Raw genomic sequence first — 25,267 nt, forward strand, 5'->3', positions numbered from 1 at the left:
GGGGATAAGTGCTGATAATGTCAGCGCATTTGATGCTTTTTGAGCAATGCCCTTAGCTGATGGTAGGTCAGCCCCAGAAGTTCAGCCGCCCGTTTCTGGTTATATTTCGCCTCTGTCAGGCTTTGCTCAAGCAGCAGCTGTTCCTGATGGTGCTGATACTGACGCAAATCGAGCGGTAACGTCGGGCCTTCATGCAGCGCAGCCGGTGCCGGGGGCGGTTTAACGCTGCGCTTGAAGGGATCGAGAATAATGTTGTCCAGCTCGGTGTCGCTGCTCCCGTGACGGTAAACGGAGCGCTCCACGACGTTTTTCAGTTCCCGAATGTTGCCCGGCCAGCGGTAGCCGAGCAGGGTCTCGGTGGCCTGTTCACTGAAGCCGGGGAACAGCGGCAGCCCCAGCTCCCGGCACATCTGAATCGCGAACTGATCGGCCAGCAGCATAATATCGCTGCGTCGCTCGCGCAGCGGCGGCAGCTGCACGACGTCAAAAGCCAGCCTGTCCAGCAGGTCGGCGCGGAATTTGTCCTCTGCCACCATTGCGGGAAGATCGGCGTTGGTGGCGCACACCAGGCGAACGTTGACCTGGAGCGGCTGACTGCCGCCAACGCGCTCAAGCTCGCCGTACTCGATGACGCGCAGCAGCTTTTCCTGCACCAGCATCGGCGCGGTTGCCAGCTCGTCAAGGAAGAGGGTGCCGCCGTCGGCACGCTCAAAACGGCCCGGATGGCGTTTTTGCGCGCCGGTAAAGGCGCCGGCTTCGTGCCCAAACAGCTCCGTATCGAGCAGATTCTCGTTCAGCGCCGCGCAGTTCAGCGAAATAAAGGGGCCGTCCCAGCGCCCTGACAAATAGTGCAGGCGATTGGCGATGAGTTCCTTCCCCGTTCCGCGCTCGCCGATAATCAGCACCGGTTTGTTGAGGGGCGCAAGGCGGGAAACCTGCTCAAGTACTTCCAGAAAGCTGTTGGCTTCGCCAAGCAGATTGTCTTTGTATTCTGCCATGATGAAATTAACCACTCCTTAGCGATATTCACCAGGTGAGGATAGTCGCTGGATGGATGAATATCAATCACATTGAATGAAATCAATAAGATAAAAAGTTGGCATGGGATTTGTATTAACTATTCAGCAGGGCATCGCCCGATAACAGAACTATGAGGATTGAATTATGGGTATTTTTTCTCGTTTTGCCGACATCGTGAACGCCAACATTAACTCGCTGCTGGAAAAAGCGGAAGATCCGCAGAAGCTGGTGCGCCTGATGATTCAGGAGATGGAGGACACGCTGGTTGAAGTGCGTTCCACCTCCGCTCGCGCGCTGGCTGAGAAAAAGCAGTTAACGCGTCGTATCGAGCAGGCGACCGCTCAGCTCAGCGAGTGGCAGGAAAAAGCCGAACTGGCGCTGCGTAAAGATAAAGAAGATCTGGCGCGCGCTGCGCTGATTGAGAAGCAGAAGCTGACCGACATGGTTGCCACGCTGGAACATGAAGTGACGCTGGTGGATGATACGCTGGCGCGTATGAAGAAAGAGATTGGCGAGCTTGAAAACAAGCTGAGCGAGACCCGCGCGCGTCAACAGGCGCTGGCGCTGCGCCATCAGGCGGCCAGCTCGTCCCGCGACGTGCGTCGTCAGCTGGACAGCGGCAAGCTGGACGAAGCGATGGCGCGTTTTGAATCGTTTGAACGCCGTATCGACCACATGGAAGCCGAAGCGGAAAGCCACAGCATCGGTAAGCAGAAAACCCTGGATCAGCAGTTTGCTGACCTGAAAGCCGACGATGAAATTAGCGAGCAGCTGGCTGCGCTGAAGGCCAAAATGAAGCAAGACAACCAGTAATAATTTCTGCGGCACCTGAGCGTGCCGCATCGTAAGACAAGGAGTACACATGAGCGCGCTTTTTCTGGCTATACCCCTGACAATTTTCGTGCTGTTTGTTCTGCCCATCTGGCTTTGGCTGCACTACAGCAACCGCTCTGCACGCGGGGAGCTGTCGCAAAGTGAACAACAGCGGCTGGCGCAGCTTTCTGCGGAGGCGAATAAAATGCGCGAACGTATTCAGGCGCTGGAAGCTATCCTGGATGCGGAACACCCGAACTGGAGGGACCGTTAATGGCTGGACTGAATCTGAATAAAAAACTGTGGCGTATCCCGCAAAAGGGCATGGTGCGGGGCGTATGCGCCGGGCTGGCCCACTATCTGGACGTCCCGGTAAAGCTGGTGCGCGTGGTCACCGTGCTGTCGATTTTCTTCGGCCTGGCGTTTATCACCCTGGTGGCATATATCATTCTGTCGTTTGTGCTCGACCCAATGCCGGAAGGCGAACTGGATGCTGAGGGCATGCCAACCAGCAGCGATCTCCTCAATGCGGTGGATGAACAGCTGAGTGCAGGGGAGAAGCGGTTGCGCGAGATGGAACGTTATGTCACCTCCGACACCTTTACGCTAAGAAGCCGTTTTCGTCAGCTTTAAGAGAGACTCTACATGAAACAACACTGGCAACAGGCCGGTCAGAAGGTAAAACCCGGCCTGAAAATCGCAGGTAAACTGGTTCTGATGACGGCGCTACGTTATGGCCCGGCAGGCGTGGCGGGCTGGGCGATCAAGTCTGTTGCCCGTAAACCGGTCAGAATGGTGCTGGCGGTCGCGCTCGAACCCCTGTTAAAGAAACTCGCTAAACGCGTTTCCCGTCGTTACCTCTCACGCTAATTATCCTTCCGAATAAGCCCTTTCTCGCAGAGAGAGGGCGCGAAACTCCCCTCGGCTTTTTTTCTTTCTTTGCGGCAGCTCACATTACTGCGTTGAGTTGCTTTAAGAATCTCTTTTTCCGTCCCCAGGTCCGTTGACAGATATTTTTCATGGGAGTAGATTGCCACTCCGTGGGACCGCTACCATGGAAAATAATGTGAACGCAAAAATTAAAAATCTTATCAATCATATTTACGGTGAATCATTTTCTGATGCACACCTTGACGTGCTATTAACTAAGCTTGAACAAGCGGCTGTTAATATTACGGAAAAGCGTAAATCCGGCTGGGATGAAAAAGATGTCGTCCTGATTACCTATGCCGATCAGTTCTCCGCGAAAGGGGAGAAAGCGCTGCCGATATTTACCCGTTTCTATAATGAATGGCTTTCTCGTACTTTTTCCCATGTCCATCTCTTGCCTTTTTATCCGTGGTCCTCAGATGACGGATTTTCCGTCATTGATTATCACTGCGTCGCGCCTGAAACCGGAACCTGGCGAGATGTTGCGGAGCTAAAACAGTCAGCCAGCTTAATGTTTGACTTCGTTTGCAACCATATGTCAGCTAAAAGCGAATGGTTTGCTAATTATCTGGCGCAGAAGCCAGGCTTTGAAGATTTCTTTATTTCTGTCGACCCCGATACCGATTTATCTGCCGTGACCCGGCCGCGCGCGTTACCGCTGCTGACGCCGTTTACCCTTCATGACGGAAGCGTACGTCACCTGTGGACAACCTTCAGCGATGACCAAATCGATCTCAATTTCGCCTCACCGCAGGTGCTGATTGCGATGGTCGATGTCCTGCTCCATTATCTTGAGGAAGGGGCGCGCTATATCCGTCTGGACGCGGTCGGGTTTATGTGGAAAATCCCGGGAACGAGCTGCATTCATCTGGAACAAACCCATTGCCTTATCCAGCTGTTCCGCGCCATTACCGACGCCGTGGCACCGGGAACGGTGATCATCACCGAGACGAATGTTCCGCACAAAGACAATATTTCGTACTTTGGTGATGGTGAAAATGAAGCCCAGATGGTTTACCAATTCTCATTACCACCGCTGGTGCTGCATGCCGTTCATCGTCAGGATGTAAAAGCCCTCTGCCAGTGGGCGGGTTCGCTGGCGCTGCCTTCAGCACATACCACGTGGTTCAACTTCCTGGCCTCTCATGATGGTATCGGGCTGAATCCGTTACGCGGCATTTTGCCGGAATCAGAGATCCTCTCGCTGGTTGAAAATCTTCAGCAGGAAGGGGCGCTGGTCAACTGGAAAAATAACCCCGACGGAACGCGAAGCCCTTATGAAATCAATGTCACCTATCTTGATGCGCTAAGCGCGCAAGACAGCTCCGATGAGGAGCGCATTACACGATTTATTCTGGCGCATGCGGTGTTGTTAAGTTTCCCTGGCGTACCGGCTGTTTATATTCAAAGCATACTTGGATCGCGTAATGATTACGAAGGCGTTGAGCGTCTCGGATATAACCGCGCGATAAACAGGAAGAAATACGCCGCTGGTGAGGTTGATCGGGAGCTTAATAATAAGAATAGTATTCGACATCAAATCTATTCTCGTTTAACCAGCCTAATCGCGATTCGCCGCGGAGAGCGCGCTTTCCATCCTGATAGCCAGGCAATTTTTGAAGCGGTGGGTGAACAAATTCTTAAAATTGTTCGCGTTGCTGAAAACGGGGAACGGATTACAGCATTATTTAATTTTAGTAATAAAATGCAGGCCGTTAATGAACCCGCGCTGTCCGGTATGGAATTATTATCTCAATATAAGATTAGCGGTACGGATCTGACCCTCAATCCATGGCAGGTAATGTGGATTAAAGAAAACTAAAAAGGACCCTAAAATGAAAATGCCCAAAATTGTGCTGTTATCAGCACTGGTTTCGTGCGCCCTGTTATCGGGCTGTAAGGACGACAAATCATCTCAGGTCACCATCGAGTTCATGCACTCGTCGGTAGAACAGGAGCGTCAGGCGGTCATCACGAAGCTGATCGAAAAATTCGAGAAAGAGAACCCTTCTATTACGGTGAAGCAGGTACCCGTTGAGGAAGATGCCTATAACACCAAGGTTATTACGTTGGCCCGTACCGGTGCGCTACCGGAAGTGATTGAGGTCAGCCATGACTACGCCAAAGTGATGGATAAAGAGCAACTGCTGGATCGTAAAGCGATTGGCCAGGCCATCAAAGCCGTGGGCGAGGAGACCTTCTACGACGGTATCCTGCGCGTTGTTCGCACCGAAGATGGCAGCGCATGGACGGGTGTGCCTGTTAGCGCGTGGCTATCCGGCGTCTGGTATCACAAAGACGCCCTCGCGGCGGCGGGAATCGAGGAGCCGCACAACTGGGAACAGCTGCTGAAGGCCAGCCAGGCGCTGAATGATCCGGCCAAAAAACATTACGGTATCGCGCTTCCTACCGCGGAAAGCGTTATGACCGAGCAGGCTTTCTCCCAGTTTGCCCTGTCAGGCGGCGGCAACGTCTTTGATGCAAACGGCAACGTTGACATCGATACCCCTGAAATGTCGAAAGCCCTGGCGTTCTATAAGGCACTGGCGGCAACCACCATGCCAGGTTCGAACGATGTCATGGAGATCAAAGATGCTTTCATGAATGGTTCCGCGCCTATGGCCGTTTATTCCACCTATATCCTGCCTGCCGTTTACAAAGATGGCACCCCGGCCAACCTGGGATTTGTCGTCCCGACGGAAAAATCTTCCGCCGTTTACGGGATGGTCACATCGTTGACCATCACCACAGGCCAGACCGAAGAGGAAACGCAGGCGGCCGAGAAATTCGTCACCTGGATGGAGCAGGCGCAGAACGCCTCTGACTGGGTGATGATGTCACCGGGCGCGGCGCTGCCGGTGAATAAGCTGGTTGTCGGCACGGAGAGCTGGAAAAACAACGACGTGATCAAAGCCTTTGGCCAGTTGCCTTACGAACTGATTGCGCAGTTCCCGAACGTGCAGGTGTTTGGTGCCGTGGGCGACAAAAACTTTACCCGCATGGGCGACGTTACCGGCTCCGGCATTATCAGCTCCATGGTGCATAACGTGACGGTGGGGCAAAAAGATCTCGATGAGACCTTAAGCAACAGCCAGAAAAAACTGACTGACCTGATATCACAACGATAGGAGCGCTTTGCGAAGGGAATTATGAAGACGTTGTTTTCTGGTCGTTCAGATATGCCTTTCGCCATGCTGCTGTTGGCCCCCAGCCTGATTCTGCTGGGGGGCCTGGTGGCCTGGCCAATGATTTCCAACATTGAAATCAGTTTTTTACGTTTGCCGCTGAACCCGCGTATTGATGCGGCGTTCGTCGGCCTGGATAACTATGTCCGCATTCTCGGCGACGCTGCCTTCTGGCACTCCCTGTGGATGACGTTCTGGTACACGGCGCTGGTGGTGATCGGCAGCACCGGGCTGGGGCTGGCCGTGGCGATCTTCTTTAACCGGGAATTCCGTATGCGGAAAACGGCGCGTTCGCTGGTGATTTTATCCTACGTGACGCCGTCTATATCGCTCGTATTTGCCTGGAAATACATGTTCAACAACGGCTACGGGATTGTGAACTATCTGGGCGTTGACTTGCTGCATCTTTATAAGCAGGCGCCGCTGTGGTTTGACAACCCGGGCAGCAGCTTTGTGCTGGTCGTGTTGTTCGCCATCTGGCGCTACTTCCCGTATGCCTTTATCTCATTCCTGGCGATTCTGCAGACGATTGATAAATCGTTGTACGAAGCGGCAGAGATGGACGGAGCCAACGCCTGGCAGCGTTTTCGTATCGTTACGCTGCCCGCCATCATGCCGGTGCTGGCAACGGTGGTCACGCTGAGAACCATCTGGATGTTTTACATGTTTGCGGATGTTTATCTGCTGACGACCAAGGTCGATATTCTGGGCGTGTATCTCTACAAAACAGCATTTGCCTTCAATGACCTGGGTAAAGCAGCCGCCATTTCCGTTGTGCTGTTTGTGATCATCTTCGCCGTCATTCTGCTGACCAGAAAAAGGGTAAACCTCAATGGCAACAAATAAACGCGTGCTGGGCCGTATCGGATTTTATCTGGGGCTGGCGGTATTTCTGATTATTACGCTGTTTCCGTTTTTCGTCATGCTGATGACATCGTTCAAGAGCGCGAAAGAGGCGATATCGCTGCATCCGACCATTCTGCCGCAGGAGTGGACGCTACAGCATTACGTCGACATTTTTAACCCACTTATTTTCCCGTTTGTGGATTACTTCCGTAACAGCATGGTGGTGTCGCTGACCTCATCGGTCATTGCGGTGTTTCTCGGCACGCTTGGCGCTTATGCGTTGTCCAAACTGCGCTTTAAAGGGCGCACAACGATCAATGCCAGCTTTTACACCGTTTATATGTTCTCCGGGATCCTGCTGGTGGTGCCGCTGTTCAAAATCATCACCGCGCTCGGCATTTATGATACCGAGCTGGCGCTAATCATCACCATGGTGACCCAGACGCTGCCGACGGCGGTATTTATGCTGCGCAGCTATTTCGACACCATCCCGGACGAAATTGAAGAAGCCGCGATGATGGATGGCCTGAACCGCCTGCAAATCATCTTCCGCATCACCGTGCCGCTGGCGATCTCCGGTCTCGTGTCGGTCTTTGTCTACTGCTTTATGGTGGCGTGGAATGACTATCTGTTCGCCTCTATTTTCCTGTCCAGCGCCAGCAACTTCACGCTGCCGGTAGGGCTGAACACGCTCTTCAGTACGCCAGATTACATCTGGGGTCGGATGATGGCGGCATCGCTGGTGACGGCACTTCCGGTCGTCATTATGTATGCCCTGTCTGAACGTTTCATTAAAAGTGGTTTGACCGCCGGCGGCGTGAAGGGCTGAGGCGGCCGATTTTAACAAGGAGTGAGTCATGAAAAAGTTAGTTGCGACAGCGCCTCGTGTAGCGGCGCTGGTGGAATATGAAGATCGTCCCGTTGCAGCGCATGAAGTAAAAATTCGTGCCCGTTTTGGCGCGCCGAAACACGGTACCGAAGTGGTGGATTTCCGCGCGGCAAGCCCGTTTATCGATGAGGAATTCAACGCCGAGTGGCAGATGTTTACGCCACGTGAAGAGGGCGCAGCCCGCGGTATCGAATTTGGTAAGTTCCAGCTGGGGAACATGATCGTCGGCGACATTATCGAATGTGGTGCTGAGGTCACGAAATACCAGATCGGCGACAGCGTCTGCTGCTACGGTCCGCTGCAGGAAACGGTCATCGTCAATGCGGTCAATAACTATAAGCTGCGCAAAATGCCGCAGGGCGCTTCCTGGAAAAACGCCGTTTGCTACGATCCGGCACAGTTCGCCATGAGCGGCGTGCGTGATGCCAACGTCCGCGTAGGGGATTTCGTTGTGGTGGTCGGCCTGGGCGCGATTGGCCAGATCGCGATTCAACTGGCGAAAAAAGCCGGTGCGTCAGTGGTCATCGGCGTTGATCCTATCGAACACCGCTGTGAGATCGCTCGTCGTCACGGTGCGGACCATTGTCTGAACCCAATCGGTACCGATGTCGGTCTGGAAATTAAGAAACTGACCGGCAAGCAGGGCGCGGACGTGATCGTTGAAACCAGCGGTTTTGCGGACGCGTTACAGTCTGCGCTGCGCGGACTCGCCTACGGCGGAACCATCTCCTACGTGGCTTTCGCCAAGCCGTTTGCGGCCGGCTTCAACCTTGGACGCGAGGCGCACTTCAATAACGCGAAAATTGTGTTTTCCCGCGCATGCAGCGAACCCAACCCGGATTACCCACGCTGGAGCCGCAAGCGTATTGAAGAGACCTGCTGGGAACTGCTGATGAACGGCTATCTCAATTGTGAAGATCTGATCGATCCGGTCGTGACCTTCACCACCAGCCCGGAAAGCTATATGAAGTATGTCGATCGGCATCCTGAACTCAGTATCAAAATGGGCGTCACTTTTTAAGCTAAGGAAAGCAAACCATGAAAATCGCAACACAAAACCAGGCCTTTTTCCCAACCAATATCCTGGAAAAGTTCGAGTACATCAAAGCGATGGGTTTTGATGGCTACGAAATTGATGGCCGCCTGCTGGTTGAAAACCTCGATGAGGTGAAAGCGGCTATCAAAGCCACTGGCCTGCCGGTTACGACGGCATGCGGCGGATACGATGGCTGGATTGGTGATTTTATCGAAGAACGCCGTCTCAACGGGCTACAGCAGATTGAACGCATTCTGGAAGCACTGGCCGAAGTGGGCGGGAAGGGCATAATCGTGCCTGCTGCCTGGGGGATGTTTACCTTCCGCCTGCCGCCGATGACCTCTCCGCGCAGCCTCGACGGCGACCGGAAAGCCGTAAGTGCCTCCCTGCGCTGGCTGGATGAAGTAGCCGCGCGCACCGGTACCACCGTCTACCTTGAACCGCTGAACCGCTATCAGGACCATATGATCAACACCCTGGCAGACGCGCGTCGTTATATTGAAGAAAACGACCTGAAGCACGTGCAGATCATTGGCGATTTCTATCATATGAACATTGAAGAAGACTCGCTGACCGATGCCCTGCACAACAACCGCGATCTGCTGGGTCATGTACACATTGCGGATAATCATCGCTATCAGCCGGGCAGCGGCAGCCTCGATTTTGCCAGCCTGTTCGATCGGCTGCGTGCCGATAACTATCAGGGATATGTGGTGTATGAGTGCCGCGTTCGTGCCGACGATCCGGCTCAGGCTTATCAGGATTCACTCACCTATTTGCGTGAATGCTAAGGATGACAAGCGTGATGAGTGCTTCTACACCTTCGCCTCTGCGCGTCGCCATTATTGGTGCCGGTCAGGTCGCGGACAAAGTGCATGCCTCGTATTACGCCTCGCGCAGTGATGTTCAGATGGTGGCTGTCATGGACAGCCGCCTCGAGCAGGCACAGGCGTTCGCGGACCGTTATGCTATTCCATCGGCATGGCAGGACGCGCACGAGATGCTGCAGGTCGTGAAACCGGATGTGGTGAGCGTCTGTTCGCCTAACCGATTCCATTTCGAACATGCGATGGCGGCCCTCGAGGCTGGCTGCCATGTGATGTGTGAAAAGCCGCCGGCGATGACGCCGCAGCAGGCCGACCAGATGCGCATCGCCGCGCGCAAGGCGGGCAAAGTGCTGGCATATGATTTTCACCATCGCTTTGCCCTGGATACCCAGCTGCTGCGTAATGCGGTCATTAACGGCACGCTGGGCGAAGTTTATTTCACCTCCGCGCAGGCGCTGCGTCGCTGCGGCGTACCGGGATGGGGCGTGTTTACGAATAAAGCGTTGCAGGGCGGTGGGCCACTGATCGATATCGGCATTCATATGCTGGATGCCGCAATGTACGTGCTGGGGTTCCCGAGCGTGAAGCGGGTAACCGCGCACAGCTTTCAGAAGCTTGGGAACCAGAAACACAGCGGCCAGTTCGGTGAGTGGGATCCCGCACAGTTCACCGTCGAAGATGCGCTTTTCGGGACAATTGAGTTCAGCAATGGCAGCGTTCTGCGTCTGGATACCTCCTTCGCGCTTAATATTCGCGAGCAGTCCATCATGAATATCACATTCTGTGGTGATAAGGCAGGCGCAACGCTGTTCCCGGCACACATTTACAACGACGAAGCCGGTGTTTTGCAGACGCTAACGCAGCGTGAAGAAGCAGACGATCGGCGTCATCTGCGCAGTATGGATGCTTTTGTGCGCCACGTGATGGGCGAGCCGGTTATGATCGCCGATGCGGAACAGGGGCTGGTGATCCAGCAGTTAGTCGCAGCGCTATATAAAGCGGCGGAAACAGGGGAAAGCGTGACGTTATGCTGATCCAGTCTGTATTAACCGACCCGGGCTTTTGCCCGCATAGCCTGAATAAGTACGCGTCCATAATGGCCTGCGGTAACGGCTATATGGGCGTTCGCGCCACGCATGAAGAAGATTACACCCAGCAGACCAGAGGCATGTATCTGGCGGGCCTGTACCATCGTGCGGGGCGCAATGAAACGAACGAGCTGGTCAATCTGCCCGATATTACAGGCATCGATATTGAACTGGACGGCATCAATTTTACGCTGCTGTCCGGCGAAATTCTTGACTGGCACCGTGAACTGGCCTTCGCCAGCGGGGAACTGTGCCGCAGCGTTCTCTGGTGCTCGCCGGAGGGAAAACGCTATCGCCTGGAAAGCCGTCGCTTTGTCTCGCTGGACCAGCTGCCGCTGGTCGCCATGCAGCTTTCCATCACGCCAGTTGATGCGGATTCTTGCGTTGTTCTGAAAACCGGAATCGACGCGACCCAAACCAACAGCGGGAAGCAGCATCTGGATGAGATATCCGTCAGAGTTTTCGATGAGCACTATATGCAGGGCGTGTATGAAACGCAGGATCGCGTTTCTGACGTGGTGATTTCGGCCTGCTGCCGACTATCTAAAAATAGCGACAGCTGCTTTACCGCCAAAAATCGACGCGTAATGGCGCACCACGCGCTGACCGTCAATAAAGGTGACGCTGTAACTTTTGAAAAGCTGGTCTGGGTTACTCACCGCAGCGATAAAGCCCTTTCGCAAGACTCGTTTGCCCGCCATTCGCTGGCTGAGTTAAAGGCGTGTGCAGAAAGGGGTTACGCAGCGTTGCTAAAGCGTTCCGTCAGCGCCTGGGAAAAGGTCTGGCGCGACTGTCGCGTTGAGGTTGAGTCGTCTGAACATCAGGATCAGATGGCGCTGGATTATGCCGTCTGGCATCTGACGACAATGACGCCAGCCCACAGCGAGCGAAGCAGCATCGGCGCAAAAGGGCTGACGGGCGAGGGGTACAAAGGGCACGTATTCTGGGATACCGAGATTTTCCTGCTGCCTTTTCATCTGTTTACGCGCCCGCAGATTGCCCGCAGCCTGCTGCGCTATCGCTGGCTTAACCTTTCAGGCGCCCGTGAAAAAGCCCGCCGTAACGGTTGGCCGGGGGCGTTGTTCCCGTGGGAGAGCGCCGCCAGCGGACAAGAGGAGACGCCTGAGTTTGCCGCAATCAACATCCGCACCGGGGTACGCCAGAAGGTCGCTTCCGCGCTCGCTGAACACCACATCGTGGCGGATATTGCCTGGGCCGTCGTCGCTTACTGGCAGGCGACGCACGATGATGCCTTTATGCGTAATGAAGGCCTGACGCTGCTGATGGAAACTGCTTCCTTCTGGATGGGGCGCGCGACGGAAACAAATGGTCGCCTTGAGATCCATGACGTGATCGGCCCTGACGAATATACCGAGCATGTCAACAACAACGCCTACACCAACTATCTGGCCTGGCACAACGTAGCCTGCGCGCGCCAGTTTATGTCGATGTTTGGGCGGGAAGATGCGCGGTTCACGGATAATGCCGCACGGTTCCTGGCGCGCCTGTGGCTGCCTGAGGCTAATGCAGACGGGGTTATCCCACAGGATGACACCTTTATGGCAAAACCGGCGATTGACCTTACCCGCTATAAAGCGAATGCGGGTAAACAGACCATCCTGCTCGATTACTCCCGCGCGGAAGTCAATGAGATGCAGATCCTAAAGCAGGCTGATGTTGTGATGCTTAACTACCTGCTGCCGGAGCGGTTTACGCCGGAACAATGTGCCGCCAATCTGGCCTTCTATGAGCCACGCACCATCCATGATTCGTCGCTGAGCAAAGCCATCCACGGGATTGTTCTCGCGCGCTGCGGTGACACCGAAGGAGCCTATGCCTTCTGGCGAGACGGTATCGCTATCGATTTGGGTGACGATCCGCACAGCAGCGATGACGGTATTCATGCCGCGGCTACCGGTGCGATCTGGTCCGGTGCCATTCAGGGGTTTGCTGGCCTGCAAATCATCGAAGGGGAGTTGCACCTTGCGCCGAAGCTGCCCGCTCGCTGGAGCAGGCTTGCCTTCCCGCTGCGGTGGCGGGACGCCACAGTGCATTTCACCTGTGAAGAAGGCCAGTTAACCATCGAAACTACTGCACCTGTCAGTTTGACGCTGTGGGGCAAAACGCTGGATATAACGGGGCGGAAGGTCTGCGCTTATAAGGACTTTCTTGCATCCGTTAATGGGACCGCTACCACGGAGGGGCGCCATGACGCTTAACGCTGTTGTATTTGATTTGGACGGTGTGATTACCGATACCGCACACCTTCACTTTCTCGCCTGGCGTGCCGTAGCGCAGGAGATCGGCATCACCTTCGACGAGGTGTTTAACGAACAGCTGAAGGGGATTAGCCGTATGGATTCCCTCCAGCTCATCCTGAAGCATGGGGGGAAAGCGGGGATGTTCAGCGATGAGCAGCGTGAGGCTCTTGCGGCAAAGAAAAACGCGCTCTATGTCCAGTCGCTGTCATCGCTGACGCAGGATTCGCTGCTGCCGGGTATACGCGACGTGCTGGCGGATATCCGTGCGGCGAAGGTCAAAATTGGGCTGGCGTCAGTATCGCTCAACGCCCCGGGGATCTTACATGCGCTGGGCATTCATCAGGCGTTCGATTTTTGCGCGGATGCCTCGCGGATCCGCCGCTCAAAGCCGGATCCGGAGATTTTCCTCGCGGCCTGTGCAGGGCTGAACGTACGTCCCGAAGAGGCTATCGGTATCGAAGATGCCGCAGCAGGCGTTGAGGCAATCAACGCCGCAGGAATGCTGTCGGTCGGGATTGGGTCTGGCCTGAACCATGCGGGACTACAACTTCATTCAACGCGGGAACTGACCTGGAAATGCCTGACGGCGTTCTGGGCATCCCGGGCGCATTGATAAGGAATTAATAATGGCTCAACTATCTCTGAAACACATTCAGAAAATCTATGATAATCAGGTTCACGTGGTAAAGGATTTCAACCTCGAAATTGAAGACAAAGAATTTATAGTCTTTGTCGGTCCATCGGGCTGCGGTAAATCCACGACGTTGCGCATGATTGCCGGACTTGAGGAGATCAGCGCGGGTGAACTGATCGTTGACGGGGTATGCATGAACGATGTGCCTGCCAAGTCCCGCGATATCGCCATGGTTTTTCAGAACTACGCGCTTTATCCGCATATGACGGTCTACGACAACATGGCGTTTGGCCTGAAAATGCAAAAAATCGCGCCATCCGTCATTGAAGAACGCGTCAGCTGGGCGGCACAAATCCTCGGGTTACGTGACTACCTCCAGCGTAAACCTGGCGCCTTGTCCGGCGGTCAGCGCCAGCGCGTGGCGCTGGGCAGGGCTATCGTACGCGAAGCCGGGGTATTCCTGATGGACGAACCGCTGTCTAACCTTGATGCCAAGCTTCGTGTGCAGATGCGTGCCGAAATCAGCAAGCTGCACCAGAAGCTTAACACCACCATGATTTACGTGACGCACGACCAGACGGAAGCCATGACCATGGCAACCCGTATCGTGATCTTAAAAGACGGCATCATTCAGCAGGTAGGTGCGCCGAAGCAGGTTTACAACGAGCCGGCAAATATGTTTGTGGCAGGGTTCATCGGCTCACCTGCGATGAATTTTATTCGCGGTGCAATCGACGATCGCTATTTCGTGACGGAAACGCTGCGTCTGGAGATCCCTGAAGACAAGCTGGCTGAGCTGAATGCGCAGGGCTACCAGCGTAAGGCGGTCGTATTTGGCATCCGTCCGGAAGACATTCTCACCCCGCAGAGCAGCGGGGGAGAGATCACGGCAAAAGTCAGCGTCGCCGAACTGACCGGGGCGGAGTTTATGCTGTATGCCACAGTGGGCGGGCATGAACTGGTTGTCCGCGCAGGGGCGGCAAATGACTACATAGCGGGAGATAATATTGGCATCCAGTTCGATATGAATAAATGCCATTTCTTCGATGCTGATACTGAATTAGCTATTAGATAAGAAAGGTGTTCGCCGGAAATGAAAGTTTCCGGTTTTTTGTTAGTTAATTATAAAGGAATATTTTAATGAGTACTCTACTAAGAAGTGCTGCGCTCGTTCTGTGCGCAGGGGTTAGCTGCGCGCAAGCAACAGAAACAGCAAAACGCTGGGAGTTTAATATTGGTGCCATGTATGAAATTGAAAACGTCGAAGGACAGGGCGACGATAAAGATGGATTATATGAACCTTCCGTGTGGTTTAACGCCACGTACGATGCGTGGACCATTTCACTTGCCATGTATCAGGAAGGTCCGGTTGATTACAGCAGCATGACGCGCGGTACCTATTTTGACCGTCCGGAATTTGAATTACGGTATCGCTTCATTGGCACCGATGATTTTACGCTGGGTCTTACGGGGGGTTTCCGCAATTATGGATATCATTTTAAAGATGAGCATGGGGCAAAAGACGGTAGTGCCAATATGCAGCGCTACAAAATTCAGCCGGACTGGGACCTGAAATTAACCGATGACTGGCGTTTTGGCGGTTGGTTTGCCATGTATCAGTTTGCAAATGACCTGGGAAAAACCGGCTATTCTGACAGCCGTGTCGAAACGGAAACCGGCTTTACCTGGACAATAAATGAAACCGTCTCTGCAAAGGTTAATTACTATTTAGAGCGTGGTTTTAATATGGACAGTTCACGTAATAACGGTGAATTTTCCACGCAGGAAATTCGCGCGTACCTGCCTGTTTCATTAGGTCAGACGACACTGACGCCTTATACCCGTCTTGGGCTTGACCGCTGGTCAAACTGGGACTGGCAGGACGATCCAACCCGTGAAGGGCATGACTTCAATCGCCTGGGGCTGCTCTATGCTTATGACTTCGAGAATGGCGTATCCATGACGCTGGAATATGCCTACGAATGGGAAAATCACGACGAAGGAGATAGCGATCGCTTCCACTATGCGGGTGTCGGCGTGAATTACGCGTTCTGATAACCGGTTACCAGGGGCGGATGCCCCTGGTTTTTAGCGCAGCGAAGCCGCATCTGAAAAATGCGTTTCGACCAGTACCTTATGTGGCGCAGCTTTACCCGCAATGCACCTGAACAGCAGGTCGCAGCTCTCTTCACCCAGCTTTCTCGTTGGAATATCAAAACCGCCTGGTGCAGGGGTCAAAATGAGAGACAGCATCGGGTCGCTGTATCCCGCTATGGCGACCTGTTCAGGGATCGTCAGATTCAGCTCATCCGCGGCACGATAGAGGCTCAGCAATTTCATGCTGTCCGTGGCAAAAACCGCGTCAGGCGGGTTATCAGAAGAGAGCAATTTACACGCCGCCTGAAGTGCACTTTCATGGGTATATCCGCCATCAATAACCCAGTTCGGGTTAATAGCAAATCCCTGTTGTTCAAGGCTGGATTTATAACCCGCGAGACGATCGATTGAAACGTGATAATCAAGCGGGGCATGCAGGCAGGCAATTTTCGTTCGCCCATGCCTGATAAAAGAATCTGTCAGTATGGCGCTGTCGTGGAAATTGTCCGTATCGACAGAGTATATATTCTGATAATCACCTTCCACTTTACCAATAACGACCACCGGCACACCGTATTCATCCAGCGTGGCGAAAAAAGATTCGTTAGCCGGTGAGCTCAGCATGACGATCCCTTTGATCATCTTCTGCTTTATTTTACCCACGCACTTTTGTAGATCGTCTTCACTGCTTCTTGAGGTTTGTAAAATGACGTCAAAACCTTCTTCTTCCGCTTTTGCCGTGATGGCATGCAGTACGTCAGAGAAAAAAGGATTGCCTGCGGTAGTTTTGGTTGAGCGGGTCGAAATAACCATAATGGCGTCAAAGCCAGAAGAGGTAAGCGCGCGGGCAAGTTTATTAGGTTGATAATTTAACTCTTCTATCGCCTTCAACACTTTTTCACGCGCCTCGGGAGATATATTCGTTTGTTTATTCAGAACGCGCGACACGGTTGATTTCGAAACGCCAGCAACGCGTGCAATATCATAGATCGTGGGTGACATACACCTTACTCACTCCAGACGGACAGCAATGGCGCCCATCTTACTGGAGAGAAAACGGCAATAGCAATAATTAAGAATTGATAATCAACGATCTGCCCCAATTTATTGTATTCTGAAGTGACTCTTTTCCGGCTTCCAGGCAATGAAGGATGGCGATGAAGCGACTTAAAAACGAATTCAATTCTCTGGTGAACCGTGGCGTTGATCGGCATCTGCGTCTGGCCGTGACGGGGCTGAGCCGCAGCGGTAAGACCGCATTTATTACGGCAATGGTCAATCAGCTTTTGAACCTGCATGCCGGGGCACGGCTGCCGCTGCTTAGCGCGGTGCGCGAGGAGCGGCTGTTGGGCGTGAAACGTGTGCCGCAGCGTGATTTTGGCATCCCCCGCTTCACCTATGATGAAGGGCTGGCGCAGCTGTACGGACAGCCACCCACCTGGCCTACGCCAACGCGTGGCGTGAGCGAGATTCGTCTTGCGCTTCGTTTTCGCTCTAACGAATCGCTGATGCGCCATTTTAAAGAGACGTCCACGCTCTATCTTGAGATTGTGGATTATCCTGGCGAATGGCTGCTCGATTTACCCATGCTGGCGCTGGACTACCTGAGCTGGTCCCGACAGATGACCGGCCTGTTGCAGGGGCAGCGTGCGGACTGGTCAACAAAATGGCGGCAACTTTGCGAAGGGTTGGATCCGCTGGCGCCAGCGGATGAAAACCGTCTGGCAGCAATAGCCGAGGCCTGGACGGACTACCTGCACCAGTGCAAGCAGGAGGGGCTGCATTTTATCCAGCCGGGTCGGTTTGTTTTGCCGGGAGATTTAGCCGGTGCCCCCGCGCTGCAGTTTTTCCCGTGGCCGGACGTTGACGGCATTGGTGAAGTGAAACTGGCGCAGGCGGACAAAACCACCAACGCCGGCATGCTCCGGGACAGGTACAATTACTACTGTGAAAAAGTCGTTAAAGGTTTTTATAAAAATCACTTTTTACGTTTTGACCGTCAGATAGTGCTGGTGGATTGCCTGCAACCGCTCAACAGCGGGCCGCAGGCGTTCAACGATATGCGACTGGCACTGACGCAGCTGATGCAGAGTTTTCATTACGGCCAGCGAACGCTGTTTCGCCGCTTGTTCTCTCCGGTGATCGACAAGCTGCTGTTTGCCGCGACAAAGGCCGATCACGTGACGGTCGATCAGCACGCCAATATGGTTTCCCTGCTGCAACAGCTGGTGCAGGATGCATGGCAGAATGCGGCTTTCGAAGGGATCGGTATGGATTGCCTGGGGCTGGCGTCCGTACAGGCCACCCAGAGTGGGCTGATCGACGTGAATGGCGAGAAAATCCCGGCATTACGCGGTAATCGCCTCAGCGATGGTGAACCGCTCACGGTCTATCCGGGGGAAGTCCCGGCGCGTCTCCCGGGCCAGGCCTTCTGGCAAAATCAGGGGTTTCAGTTTGAAGCCTTCCGTCCGCAGGTGATGAACGTTGACCAGCCATTGCCGCACATCCGTCTGGATGCAGCGCTGGAGTTTTTGATTGGAGATAAATTGCGATGACGGAACCGTTAAAACCACGCATTGATTTTACTGGCCAGCTTGAGCAGACACCGGAGGAGGTGTTCAAATCGGCGCACACCTTCGGCGGCCCGCAGGCCGACAATTTTGCGCCGGTGCTGGCAGAAGAGCCGCTGGTTGAAGAGGGGCAGGCGGAAGCGGTCGTTGACGCGGCGCTGCGCCCGAAACGCAGCCTGTGGCGCAGGATGGTCAGCGCCGGGCTGGTCCTTTTCGGTGCGAGCGTAATCGGGCAGGGCGTCCAGTGGGGCATCAATGCCTGGCAGACGCAGGACTGGGTGGCGCTGGGCGGCTGTGCAGCCGGGGCACTGATCGTTGGTGCGGGCGTTGGGTCAGTGGTCACCGAGTGGCGACGGCTCTGGCGTTTGCGACAGCGTGCCCACGAACGTGATGAAGCGCGGGATCTTCTTCACAGCCACGGCACGGGCAAAGGGCGTGCTTTTTGTGAAAAGCTGGCGGCTCAGGCCGGGGTAGATCATTCTCATCCGGCGCTACAGCGCTGGTACGCGGCGATCCACGAAACGCAGAACGATCGGGAAGTGGTCACGCTCTATGCCCATATTGTTCAGCCGGTGCTGGATGCGCAGGCACGGCGTGAAATAAGCCGGTCAGCCGCAGAATCCACGCTGATGATCGCCGTTAGCCCGCTGGCGATGGTGGATATGGCCTTTATTGCCTGGCGCAACCTGCGCCTGATCAACCGCATCGCCAGACTGTATGGCATTGAGCTTGGCTATTACAGCCGGCTGCGCCTGTTCAAGCTGGTATTGCTGAATATCGCCTTCGCCGGGGCCAGCGAACTGGTGCGCGAGGTAGGAATGGACTGGATGTCGCAGGATCTCGCGGCACGTCTGTCCGCGCGAGCGGCGCAGGGGATCGGTGCCGGTCTGCTGACGGCACGCCTGGGAATCAAAGCGATGGAGGTTTGTCGTCCTTTACCCTGGATTGACGGCGACAAGCCGCGGTTAGGCGATTTCCGGCGCGAGCTGATTGGCCAGCTCAAGGATACGCTTAACAAAAAACCTGCTCAGTGAGGTTTTGTTTACTAATCGTGCTGGCTGTCAATATTTGTTGACAGCCACCTTCCCGAACACCGCGATCTGACATATCATTTTACTGTTAATGGCTTAAACGGTGAATTTCCCATGCGTCTGGAAGTCTTTTGTGAGGACCGTCTCGGTCTGACCCGCGAGTTACTCGATCTTCTTGTTTTACGTAGCATTGATTTACGTGGCATTGAGATCGACCCTGTCGGGCGAATTTACCTCAATTTTGCCGAAATTGAATTTAATACCTTCAGCAGCCTGATGGCGGAAATCCGCCGTATCGCTGGCGTTACGGATGTACGCACCATTCCATGGATGCCGTCCGAGCGTGAACACCTGGCCCTGAGCGCGCTGCTGGAAGCGATGCCGGAGCCGTTCCTGTCCCTCGATCTGAAAAATAAAGTCGAGCGCGTCAACCAGGCCAGCTGCCAGCTGTTTGCGCAGAGCCAGGAAAAACTCATCGGCCACCACGCCACGCAGCTGATCCCTGGCTTTAATTTCCAGCGCTGGCTGGAGAGTAGCCCGCAAAACACCCACAGCGAACACGTGGCGATCAACGGACAGAATTTCCTGATGGAGATCACGCCGGTCTACCTGAAAGGGGAAAACGACGCGCGCGTGCTGACCGGGGCCGTGATCATGCTGCGCTCCACCGTGCGCATGGGCCGCCAGTTGCAGAATCTTTCAAGCCAGGATGTCGGTGCCTTCAGCCAGATCATTGCGGTAAGCCCGAAGATGCGTCACGTGGTTGAGCAGGCGCGCAAGCTGGCAAATCTGACCGCGCCGCTGCTTATCACCGGCGATACCGGTACGGGAAAAGATCTGCTGGCGCATGCCGTGCATCTGGCCAGCCCGCGTGCGGCAAAACCCTATCTGGCGCTCAACTGCGCTTCTATACCGGAAGACGCGGTTGAAAGCGAACTGTTCGGCCATGCGCCGGAAGGTAAAAAAGGCTTTTTTGAACAGGCGAACGGCGGCTCGGTGCTGCTGGACGAGATTGGCGAAATGTCGCCACGCATGCAGGCGAAGCTGCTGCGTTTTCTGAATGACGGCACTTTCCGCCGCGTAGGGGAAGATCATGAAGTGCACGTTGACGTGCGCGTGATATGCGCCACCCAGAAAAACCTGGTGGAGCTGGTTCAGAAGGGCGTCTTCCGCGAAGATCTATACTATCGCCTGAACGTTCTGACCCTCAATATTCCGCCGCTGCGCGATTGCCCGCAGGACATCATGCCGTTGACGGAGCTGTTCGTGGCCCGTTTTGCCGATGAGCAGGGCGTCCCGCGTCCGAAGCTCTCCGCCGATTTGGGCACCGTGCTGACCCGCTACGGCTGGCCGGGCAATATTCGTCAGCTGAAAAACGCGGTCTACCGTGCGTTGACCCAGCTGGAAGGATATGAACTACGACCGCAGGATATTTTGTTGCCGGATTACGATGCCGGAACGGTTTCGGTGGGCGAAGAGGCAATGGAAGGCTCGCTGGACGATATCACCAGCCGTTTCGAGCGCTCGGTATTGACGCAGCTCTATCGTAGCTATCCGAGTACCCGCAAGCTGGCTAAGCGCCTTGGGGTGTCGCATACCGCGATTGCCAATAAACTGCGCGAGTACGGATTGAGTCAGAAGAAGGGTGAAGAATAAATAAAAAAGCCTCTTTGCAGAGGCTTTTTTACGATTACGCTTTCAGGGCGTCGAGTGCCGCGGTGTAATCCGGTTCGGTGGTGATTTCATTTACCAGCTGGCTGAAAACAACGTTGTCGTTTTCATCAATGACCAGCACCGCGCGCGCGGCCAGGCCTTTCAGCGCACCTTCGGAAATGCCAACACCGTACTTCTCCAGGAAATCCGGGCTGCGCAGGGTGGAAAGGGTGATGACGTTGCTCAGGCCTTCAGCGCCGCAGAAGCGGGACTGGGCAAACGGCAGGTCAGCAGAAATGCACAGCACCACGGTGTTGTCCATTTCGGTCGCCAGCTGGTTGAATTTACGCACGGACGCGGCGCAGACGCCGGTGTCGATGCTTGGGAAAATGTTCAGGACTTTGCGTTTGCCGGCAAACTGGCTCAACGTGACGTCAGACAGATCTTTAGCAACCAGAGTGAAAGGCTGTGCTTTGCTGCCGGACTGTGGAATGGAACCTGCAACAGCAACCGGGTTGCCCTGGAAATGAACGAGTTGTGACATGGATATCTTCCTGTTTACAAATAGTTAACGTCGTGGCTAGTGTATGTCATCCGCAGTTAGCACGGCAAACCAATTTTACGCCTTACCGGCCTGCAAGGAGTCAGTGATGAGAAGCGTTAAGGTCTATGAAGAAGCCTGGCCATTGCATACCCCATTTGTGATCTCGCGCGGCAGCCGTAATGAGGCCCGTGTGGTGGTGGTTGAATGTGAAGAGGACGGCGTGAAGGGCGTCGGGGAATGTACGCCCTATCCACGCTACGGTGAAAGCCTGGCGTCGGTGATGGCGCAGATCATGACGGTTGTGCCCGATCTTCAGACCGGCCTTACGCGTGAAGCGCTCCAGCAGCGCTTACCGGCTGGCGCAGCCCGCAATGCTATCGACTGTGCTCTCTGGAGCCTTGAGGCGGCGAAACAGGGCAAAATGCTGCCTTCACTTCTTAACATTACGCTTCCAGACTCGATCGTCACCGCGCAAACGGTAGTCATAGGTGAACCGGAGCAGATGGCGGCCAGCGCCCAGGCGCTGTATGCCACGGGCGCGACGTTGTTAAAAGTAAAGCTCGACGACCGTATGATAAGCGAACGCATGATCGCCATTCGCGCCGCGGTGCCTGAGGCGACCCTGATCGTCGACGCTAATGAATCATGGCACAGCGAAGGGCTGGCAGCGCGCTGTCAGCTGCTGGCCGACCTGGGCGTTGCGATGCTTGAGCAGCCTTTACCCGCGGAAGATGATGCCGCGCTGGCAAATTTCATTCATCCGCTTCCGGTATGTGCTGATGAGAGTTGCCATACTCGCGAAAGCCTGTCGGCCCTGAAGGGCCGCTACGAGATGGTGAACATTAAGCTCGATAAAACCGGTGGATTAACCGAAGCCCTTGCTCTGGCAAAGGACGCGCAGTCGCAAGGATTTACCTTAATGCTGGGCTGTATGCTCTGCACGTCCAGGGCGATTGGCGCAGCGCTCCCGCTGGCGAACAGCGTGCGTTTTGCCGATCTGGATGGCCCAACCTGGCTCGCGGTTGATGTATCGCCCGCCCTGAATTTTACCTCCGGCGTGCTTCACCTCTGAGGCTGCCAGCGCAGGAGGTCCGTCATTGCCCGCAGATATTTTTCGCTCGCTTCGTCCGAGGAGATGGGCGGAAACTCTGCGGTGATACAGTGCAGGCCGAGGTCGGCGCACCAGCTGCCAAACGATCCGGGAGTTTCATAGCCGACGCTGGTCACCAGAGGAAGGGCAAACGCATCTGCGAGCCACTGCCCGAGCGCCGTATGGCGAGGATCTTCAATACAGGCGAGCGGATCGTGGAAAGAGACAACCCAGGCCGGGTGGATCTTATGAATAAGCTGGCATAACGCCTGAGTCTCGGGTTCGGAGCCGGGCTTGTCGCCCGTAAGCAGGACCACATCCCGCTCCTGCGCCGAACTGTTCCAGCGGTACACCGTTTCACCGGCGCGCCAGTTTGCCGCCGGGAAGTTCCTGTTAAGGTCAACTCCCCGCGCATTCGCCCGTAGCCCAAGCTGGCAGCCGTCCGGGTTAACGGTCAAAATCACATGATGACGCCGCAAGTCGGGAGCCAGCGTCCGCAGCGCGCAGGAGAGCGTCACGATGGACGAATTTTCGTCGCCATGCGTCCCCGCAATAATCAAGCCGCTGTTGCGATCGGCCTCGGGAGCCGGAAACCAGATTAATGGAGCGCCTAAAAAGGAGCGGCCATAATGTTCAGTACCGGGCGGAAAGGCGCCGCGTTCCGTTCGTGGTCGGGTGGTTGCCATAGTAAACCCTGATGATGAAGTCGCTTCTGGCAGTGTTGTGCAAAACCCGCGCTTAATCAAATAGTTTCCTTTCGTGTAGAAATTTGCCTGACATCAACTTTCAGGAGGAAGCATTTGCATTTCTCCGTTTCGAAACAAATAATTACGCATCTGCCTGTTACCTGAAATCATTAAGGGGATCGTATGAAGCATCCTGTTTCGCTTCTTTGTACTGCGCTGTGGCTGTGCGGGCTCTCATCACTTTCATATGCCGCGGATGTTCCCCAGGGAACGGTTCTGGCGCAAAAACAGGAGCTGGTTCGACATATCAAAGATGAACCCGCTTCCCTCGATCCGGCAAAAGCGGTGGGATTACCGGAAATTCAGGTGATCCGCGACCTTTATGAAGGGCTGGTGAATCAAAATGAAAAAGGGGAGCTGGTGCCGGGAGTAGCGACGCGCTGGCAAAGCAATGATAACCGGATCTGGACGTTTACCCTGCGAGACAACGCGAAGTGGTCTGACGGTAGCCCGGTGACGGCGCAGGATTTTGTTTACAGCTGGCGTCGTCTGGTTGACCCGAAAACGACCTCACCTTTCGCCTGGTTTGCGGCGCTGGCTGGAATTAACAACGCTCAGGCCATAATCGATGGCAAAGCTGCACCAGACACCCTTGGCGTAACGGCGGTCGATGCGAAAACGCTGCGCGTTCAGCTCGACAAGCCCCTGCCGTGGTTCAGCAATCTTACGGCTAATTTTGCGTTCTATCCTGTCCAAAAGGCCAACGTCGAAAGCGGTAAAGAGTGGACACGTCCAGGCGCGCTCATCGGTAATGGTGCGTATGTACTTAAAGATCGTGTGGTTAATGAAAAACTGGTGGTTGAGCCGAATCCTCATTACTGGGATAACGCCAAAACGGTGCTTCAAAAAGTGACTTTCGTGCCGATCAATCAGGAGTCATCAGCAACGAAACGTTATCTGGCGGGCGATATTGATATAACCGAATCGTTCCCAAAAAACATGTATCAGAAGCTGCTTAAGGATATCCCTGGGCAGGTATACACGCCGCCGCAGCTGGGTACCTACTACTACGCGTTTAACACGCAAAAAGGCCCAACCGCTGATGCCCGCGTGCGTCTGGCGCTCAGCATGACTATCGACCGGCGGATCATGGCGGAAAAAGTGCTGGGAACAGGCGAGAAGCCGGCCTGGCATTTCACTCCCGATGTGACTGCCGGTTTCACGCCGGAAACCTCGCCATTTGAGCAGATGTCGCAACAGGAGCTGAATGCTCAGGCGAAAACGTTATTGCAGGCAGCAGGCTATGGCCCGCAGCGCCCGTTAAAATTAACGCTGCTCTACAACACGTCCGAAAATCATCAAAAAATTGCGATTGCGGTTGCATCCATGTGGAAAAAAAACCTGGGCGTTGACGTCAAGTTGCAGAATCAGGAGTGGAAAACCTACATCGACAGCCGTAACACCGGGAATTTTGACGTCATCCGTGCGTCATGGGTAGGGGACTACAACGAGCCATCGACTTTCCTGTCGCTGCTCACCTCCTCCCATAGCGGGAATATCTCGCGCTTCAACGATCCGGCGTACGACAAGATTATCAATCAGGCGACGCTTGAAACCACTGAAAAAGCGCGTAATGCCGACTACAACATGGCGGAGAAGATCCTGACAGAAAAGGCACCTATTGCTCCGATTTATCAATACACCAATGGCCGCCTCATTAAGCCCTGGGTCAAAGGATATCCAATAAATAACCCAGAGGACGTGGCGTACAGTCGTACTATGTACATTGAAAAGCACTAGAATCGAAAGAGTAGGGCGCGGTGCGATTACGATAGCTGTTAATCGCATTAGCGCCCGAAGCCTTCCTGCAATCGTTTAACAATACTGAACTAAAACTTTAAAAGTGTATGTATGCTATCCCATGCAACGTGTATATATTACCAGCGCTAACTTATTAAGCATTACTAAACAATATGACTTAAAGGTATTCCTTCTTAAATATACCGCTAACGTTTTTTGCGGATGCATTATAACAAAACTGATATCTTTCAGTTTGCCTTAAGGCAG

24 protein-coding genes are annotated in these 25,267 nt (G+C 54.4%); 20 read left to right on the forward strand and 4 right to left on the reverse strand.

The annotated features are described in order from the left end of the window. Positions 1-20: 20 nt before the first annotated feature. On the reverse strand, positions 21-998 hold the full coding sequence (pspF, locus tag MOQ06_RS09675) for a phage shock protein operon transcriptional activator (protein WP_242172579.1): 978 nt from the start codon (positions 996-998) through the stop codon (positions 21-23). Positions 999-1,164: 166 nt separating this feature from the next. Here pspF and pspA point away from each other — a divergent pair, with 166 nt between their 5' ends. The 15 genes from pspA (at position 1,165) to MOQ06_RS09750 (ending at position 15,584) form a co-directional block, all read left to right on the forward strand. Next, a complete protein-coding gene (gene pspA, locus MOQ06_RS09680) occupies positions 1,165-1,833 on the forward strand; it encodes a phage shock protein PspA (protein ID WP_148419691.1) in 669 nt (222 codons plus the stop codon). Between the two features lie 49 nt (positions 1,834-1,882). After that, positions 1,883-2,107 (forward strand): envelope stress response membrane protein PspB, encoded by a 225-nt coding sequence (pspB, locus tag MOQ06_RS09685; protein WP_148419692.1) that lies wholly within the window; start codon positions 1,883-1,885, stop codon positions 2,105-2,107. Then, on the forward strand, positions 2,107-2,466 hold the full coding sequence (gene pspC, locus MOQ06_RS09690) for an envelope stress response membrane protein PspC (protein WP_148419693.1): 360 nt from the start codon (positions 2,107-2,109) through the stop codon (positions 2,464-2,466). Before pspB ends, pspC begins: the two co-directional genes overlap by 1 nt. Positions 2,467-2,478: 12 nt before the next feature. After that, positions 2,479-2,703: a phage shock protein PspD gene (pspD, locus tag MOQ06_RS09695; RefSeq protein ID WP_148419694.1), complete on the forward strand. Its 225-nt coding sequence runs from the start codon at positions 2,479-2,481 to the stop codon at positions 2,701-2,703. Positions 2,704-2,887: 184 nt separating this feature from the next. Continuing rightward, positions 2,888-4,585, forward strand: a complete 1,698-nt coding sequence (locus tag MOQ06_RS09700; RefSeq protein ID WP_277932185.1) for a sugar phosphorylase — start codon at positions 2,888-2,890, stop codon at positions 4,583-4,585. A gap of 13 nt (positions 4,586-4,598) precedes the next feature. Beyond that, positions 4,599-5,891 (forward strand): ABC transporter substrate-binding protein, encoded by a 1,293-nt coding sequence (locus MOQ06_RS09705; protein WP_148419696.1) that lies wholly within the window; start codon positions 4,599-4,601, stop codon positions 5,889-5,891. A 21-nt stretch (positions 5,892-5,912) separates the two neighbouring features. Then, entirely contained in the window at positions 5,913-6,794 is an 882-nt protein-coding gene (locus MOQ06_RS09710) for a sugar ABC transporter permease (RefSeq protein WP_242172580.1), read from the forward strand. Beyond that, complete coding sequence (locus tag MOQ06_RS09715) at positions 6,781-7,623, forward strand: carbohydrate ABC transporter permease (RefSeq protein ID WP_120158286.1); 843 nt, start codon at positions 6,781-6,783, stop codon at positions 7,621-7,623. Before MOQ06_RS09710 ends, MOQ06_RS09715 begins: the two co-directional genes overlap by 14 nt. Before the next feature lie 28 nt (positions 7,624-7,651). Continuing rightward, positions 7,652-8,704 carry a zinc-binding alcohol dehydrogenase gene (locus MOQ06_RS09720; RefSeq protein WP_242172583.1) on the forward strand — a complete coding sequence of 351 codons (1,053 nt, stop codon included), beginning with the start codon at positions 7,652-7,654 and terminating at the stop codon, positions 8,702-8,704. A gap of 17 nt (positions 8,705-8,721) precedes the next feature. Further along, positions 8,722-9,510 (forward strand): sugar phosphate isomerase/epimerase family protein, encoded by a 789-nt coding sequence (locus MOQ06_RS09725; protein ID WP_176610176.1) that lies wholly within the window; start codon positions 8,722-8,724, stop codon positions 9,508-9,510. A gap of 11 nt (positions 9,511-9,521) precedes the next feature. Next, a complete protein-coding gene (locus MOQ06_RS09730) occupies positions 9,522-10,580 on the forward strand; it encodes a Gfo/Idh/MocA family oxidoreductase (RefSeq protein ID WP_242172585.1) in 1,059 nt (352 codons plus the stop codon). Further along, positions 10,574-12,853 carry a glycoside hydrolase family 65 protein gene (locus tag MOQ06_RS09735; RefSeq protein WP_242172586.1) on the forward strand — a complete coding sequence of 760 codons (2,280 nt, stop codon included), beginning with the start codon at positions 10,574-10,576 and terminating at the stop codon, positions 12,851-12,853. Before MOQ06_RS09730 ends, MOQ06_RS09735 begins: the two co-directional genes overlap by 7 nt. Continuing rightward, complete coding sequence (gene pgmB / locus MOQ06_RS09740) at positions 12,843-13,508, forward strand: beta-phosphoglucomutase (RefSeq protein ID WP_242172588.1); 666 nt, start codon at positions 12,843-12,845, stop codon at positions 13,506-13,508. The genes MOQ06_RS09735 and pgmB overlap by 11 nt, the downstream gene beginning before the upstream one ends. A gap of 13 nt (positions 13,509-13,521) precedes the next feature. Beyond that, positions 13,522-14,604, forward strand: coding sequence for an ABC transporter ATP-binding protein (locus tag MOQ06_RS09745; protein WP_176611208.1), 1,083 nt, complete (start codon positions 13,522-13,524; stop codon positions 14,602-14,604). A 65-nt stretch (positions 14,605-14,669) separates the two neighbouring features. Continuing rightward, positions 14,670-15,584, forward strand: coding sequence for an OmpG family monomeric porin (locus tag MOQ06_RS09750; protein ID WP_148419704.1), 915 nt, complete (start codon positions 14,670-14,672; stop codon positions 15,582-15,584). A 33-nt stretch (positions 15,585-15,617) separates the two neighbouring features. On the opposite strand, the gene MOQ06_RS09755 is transcribed toward MOQ06_RS09750, so the two are convergent. Beyond that, complete coding sequence (locus tag MOQ06_RS09755; RefSeq protein WP_242172590.1) at positions 15,618-16,628, reverse strand: LacI family DNA-binding transcriptional regulator; 1,011 nt, start codon at positions 16,626-16,628, stop codon at positions 15,618-15,620. A 155-nt stretch (positions 16,629-16,783) separates the two neighbouring features. Here MOQ06_RS09755 and MOQ06_RS09760 point away from each other — a divergent pair, with 155 nt between their 5' ends. The 3 genes from MOQ06_RS09760 (at position 16,784) to tyrR (ending at position 20,883) form a co-directional block, all read left to right on the forward strand. Further along, positions 16,784-18,181 (forward strand): YcjX family protein, encoded by a 1,398-nt coding sequence (locus tag MOQ06_RS09760; protein WP_242172592.1) that lies wholly within the window; start codon positions 16,784-16,786, stop codon positions 18,179-18,181. Next, a complete protein-coding gene (locus MOQ06_RS09765; RefSeq protein WP_242172593.1) occupies positions 18,178-19,230 on the forward strand; it encodes a YcjF family protein in 1,053 nt (350 codons plus the stop codon). The genes MOQ06_RS09760 and MOQ06_RS09765 overlap by 4 nt, the downstream gene beginning before the upstream one ends. A gap of 111 nt (positions 19,231-19,341) precedes the next feature. After that, positions 19,342-20,883, forward strand: coding sequence for a transcriptional regulator TyrR (gene tyrR / locus MOQ06_RS09770; protein WP_193355275.1), 1,542 nt, complete (start codon positions 19,342-19,344; stop codon positions 20,881-20,883). A gap of 34 nt (positions 20,884-20,917) precedes the next feature. On the opposite strand, the gene tpx is transcribed toward tyrR, so the two are convergent. Then, positions 20,918-21,424 carry a thiol peroxidase gene (tpx, locus tag MOQ06_RS09775; protein WP_176610182.1) on the reverse strand — a complete coding sequence of 169 codons (507 nt, stop codon included), beginning with the start codon at positions 21,422-21,424 and terminating at the stop codon, positions 20,918-20,920. Between the two features lie 106 nt (positions 21,425-21,530). Here tpx and ycjG point away from each other — a divergent pair, with 106 nt between their 5' ends. Further along, the gene (gene ycjG, locus MOQ06_RS09780) at positions 21,531-22,496 is read left to right on the forward strand and encodes an L-Ala-D/L-Glu epimerase (protein WP_242172595.1); all 966 of its coding nucleotides are present in this window, start codon (positions 21,531-21,533) and stop codon (positions 22,494-22,496) included. On the opposite strand, the gene mpaA is transcribed toward ycjG, so the two are convergent. Further along, complete coding sequence (gene mpaA, locus MOQ06_RS09785) at positions 22,487-23,200, reverse strand: murein tripeptide amidase MpaA (RefSeq protein WP_242172597.1); 714 nt, start codon at positions 23,198-23,200, stop codon at positions 22,487-22,489. The genes ycjG and mpaA overlap by 10 nt on opposite strands. A gap of 183 nt (positions 23,201-23,383) precedes the next feature. Here mpaA and MOQ06_RS09790 point away from each other — a divergent pair, with 183 nt between their 5' ends. Further along, complete coding sequence (locus MOQ06_RS09790) at positions 23,384-25,000, forward strand: peptide ABC transporter substrate-binding protein (protein ID WP_242172599.1); 1,617 nt, start codon at positions 23,384-23,386, stop codon at positions 24,998-25,000. The last annotated feature ends 267 nt before the right edge of the window (positions 25,001-25,267 follow it).

The organism is Enterobacter sp. I4 (assembly GCF_022669095.1).
GTDB lineage: Bacteria > Pseudomonadota > Gammaproteobacteria > Enterobacterales > Enterobacteriaceae > Enterobacter > Enterobacter pasteurii.

What these genes read in the sequence shown, in the direction of transcription:
- MOQ06_RS09700 (WP_277932185.1), top strand. Translation starts at nt 2,888, where the DNA reads ATGGAAAATAATGTGAACGCAAAAATTAAAAATCTTATCAATCATATT.
- MOQ06_RS09710 (WP_242172580.1), top strand. Translation starts at nt 5,913, where the DNA reads ATGAAGACGTTGTTTTCTGGTCGTTCAGATATGCCTTTCGCCATGCTG.
- tpx (WP_176610182.1), bottom strand. Translation starts at nt 21,424, where the DNA reads ATGTCACAACTCGTTCATTTCCAGGGCAACCCGGTTGCTGTTGCAGGT.
- MOQ06_RS09765 (WP_242172593.1), top strand. Translation starts at nt 18,178, where the DNA reads ATGACGGAACCGTTAAAACCACGCATTGATTTTACTGGCCAGCTTGAG.
- pspF (WP_242172579.1), bottom strand. Translation starts at nt 998, where the DNA reads ATGGCAGAATACAAAGACAATCTGCTTGGCGAAGCCAACAGCTTTCTG.
- MOQ06_RS09750 (WP_148419704.1), top strand. Translation starts at nt 14,670, where the DNA reads ATGAGTACTCTACTAAGAAGTGCTGCGCTCGTTCTGTGCGCAGGGGTT.
- mpaA (WP_242172597.1), bottom strand. Translation starts at nt 23,200, where the DNA reads ATGGCAACCACCCGACCACGAACGGAACGCGGCGCCTTTCCGCCCGGT.
- ycjG (WP_242172595.1), top strand. Translation starts at nt 21,531, where the DNA reads ATGAGAAGCGTTAAGGTCTATGAAGAAGCCTGGCCATTGCATACCCCA.
- MOQ06_RS09745 (WP_176611208.1), top strand. Translation starts at nt 13,522, where the DNA reads ATGGCTCAACTATCTCTGAAACACATTCAGAAAATCTATGATAATCAG.
- MOQ06_RS09705 (WP_148419696.1), top strand. Translation starts at nt 4,599, where the DNA reads ATGAAAATGCCCAAAATTGTGCTGTTATCAGCACTGGTTTCGTGCGCC.
- MOQ06_RS09720 (WP_242172583.1), top strand. Translation starts at nt 7,652, where the DNA reads ATGAAAAAGTTAGTTGCGACAGCGCCTCGTGTAGCGGCGCTGGTGGAA.
- pspC (WP_148419693.1), top strand. Translation starts at nt 2,107, where the DNA reads ATGGCTGGACTGAATCTGAATAAAAAACTGTGGCGTATCCCGCAAAAG.
- pspB (WP_148419692.1), top strand. Translation starts at nt 1,883, where the DNA reads ATGAGCGCGCTTTTTCTGGCTATACCCCTGACAATTTTCGTGCTGTTT.
- pspD (WP_148419694.1), top strand. Translation starts at nt 2,479, where the DNA reads ATGAAACAACACTGGCAACAGGCCGGTCAGAAGGTAAAACCCGGCCTG.
- pgmB (WP_242172588.1), top strand. Translation starts at nt 12,843, where the DNA reads ATGACGCTTAACGCTGTTGTATTTGATTTGGACGGTGTGATTACCGAT.
- MOQ06_RS09725 (WP_176610176.1), top strand. Translation starts at nt 8,722, where the DNA reads ATGAAAATCGCAACACAAAACCAGGCCTTTTTCCCAACCAATATCCTG.
- MOQ06_RS09755 (WP_242172590.1), bottom strand. Translation starts at nt 16,628, where the DNA reads ATGTCACCCACGATCTATGATATTGCACGCGTTGCTGGCGTTTCGAAA.
- MOQ06_RS09760 (WP_242172592.1), top strand. Translation starts at nt 16,784, where the DNA reads ATGAAGCGACTTAAAAACGAATTCAATTCTCTGGTGAACCGTGGCGTT.
- MOQ06_RS09715 (WP_120158286.1), top strand. Translation starts at nt 6,781, where the DNA reads ATGGCAACAAATAAACGCGTGCTGGGCCGTATCGGATTTTATCTGGGG.
- MOQ06_RS09790 (WP_242172599.1), top strand. Translation starts at nt 23,384, where the DNA reads ATGAAGCATCCTGTTTCGCTTCTTTGTACTGCGCTGTGGCTGTGCGGG.
- tyrR (WP_193355275.1), top strand. Translation starts at nt 19,342, where the DNA reads ATGCGTCTGGAAGTCTTTTGTGAGGACCGTCTCGGTCTGACCCGCGAG.
- pspA (WP_148419691.1), top strand. Translation starts at nt 1,165, where the DNA reads ATGGGTATTTTTTCTCGTTTTGCCGACATCGTGAACGCCAACATTAAC.
- MOQ06_RS09735 (WP_242172586.1), top strand. Translation starts at nt 10,574, where the DNA reads ATGCTGATCCAGTCTGTATTAACCGACCCGGGCTTTTGCCCGCATAGC.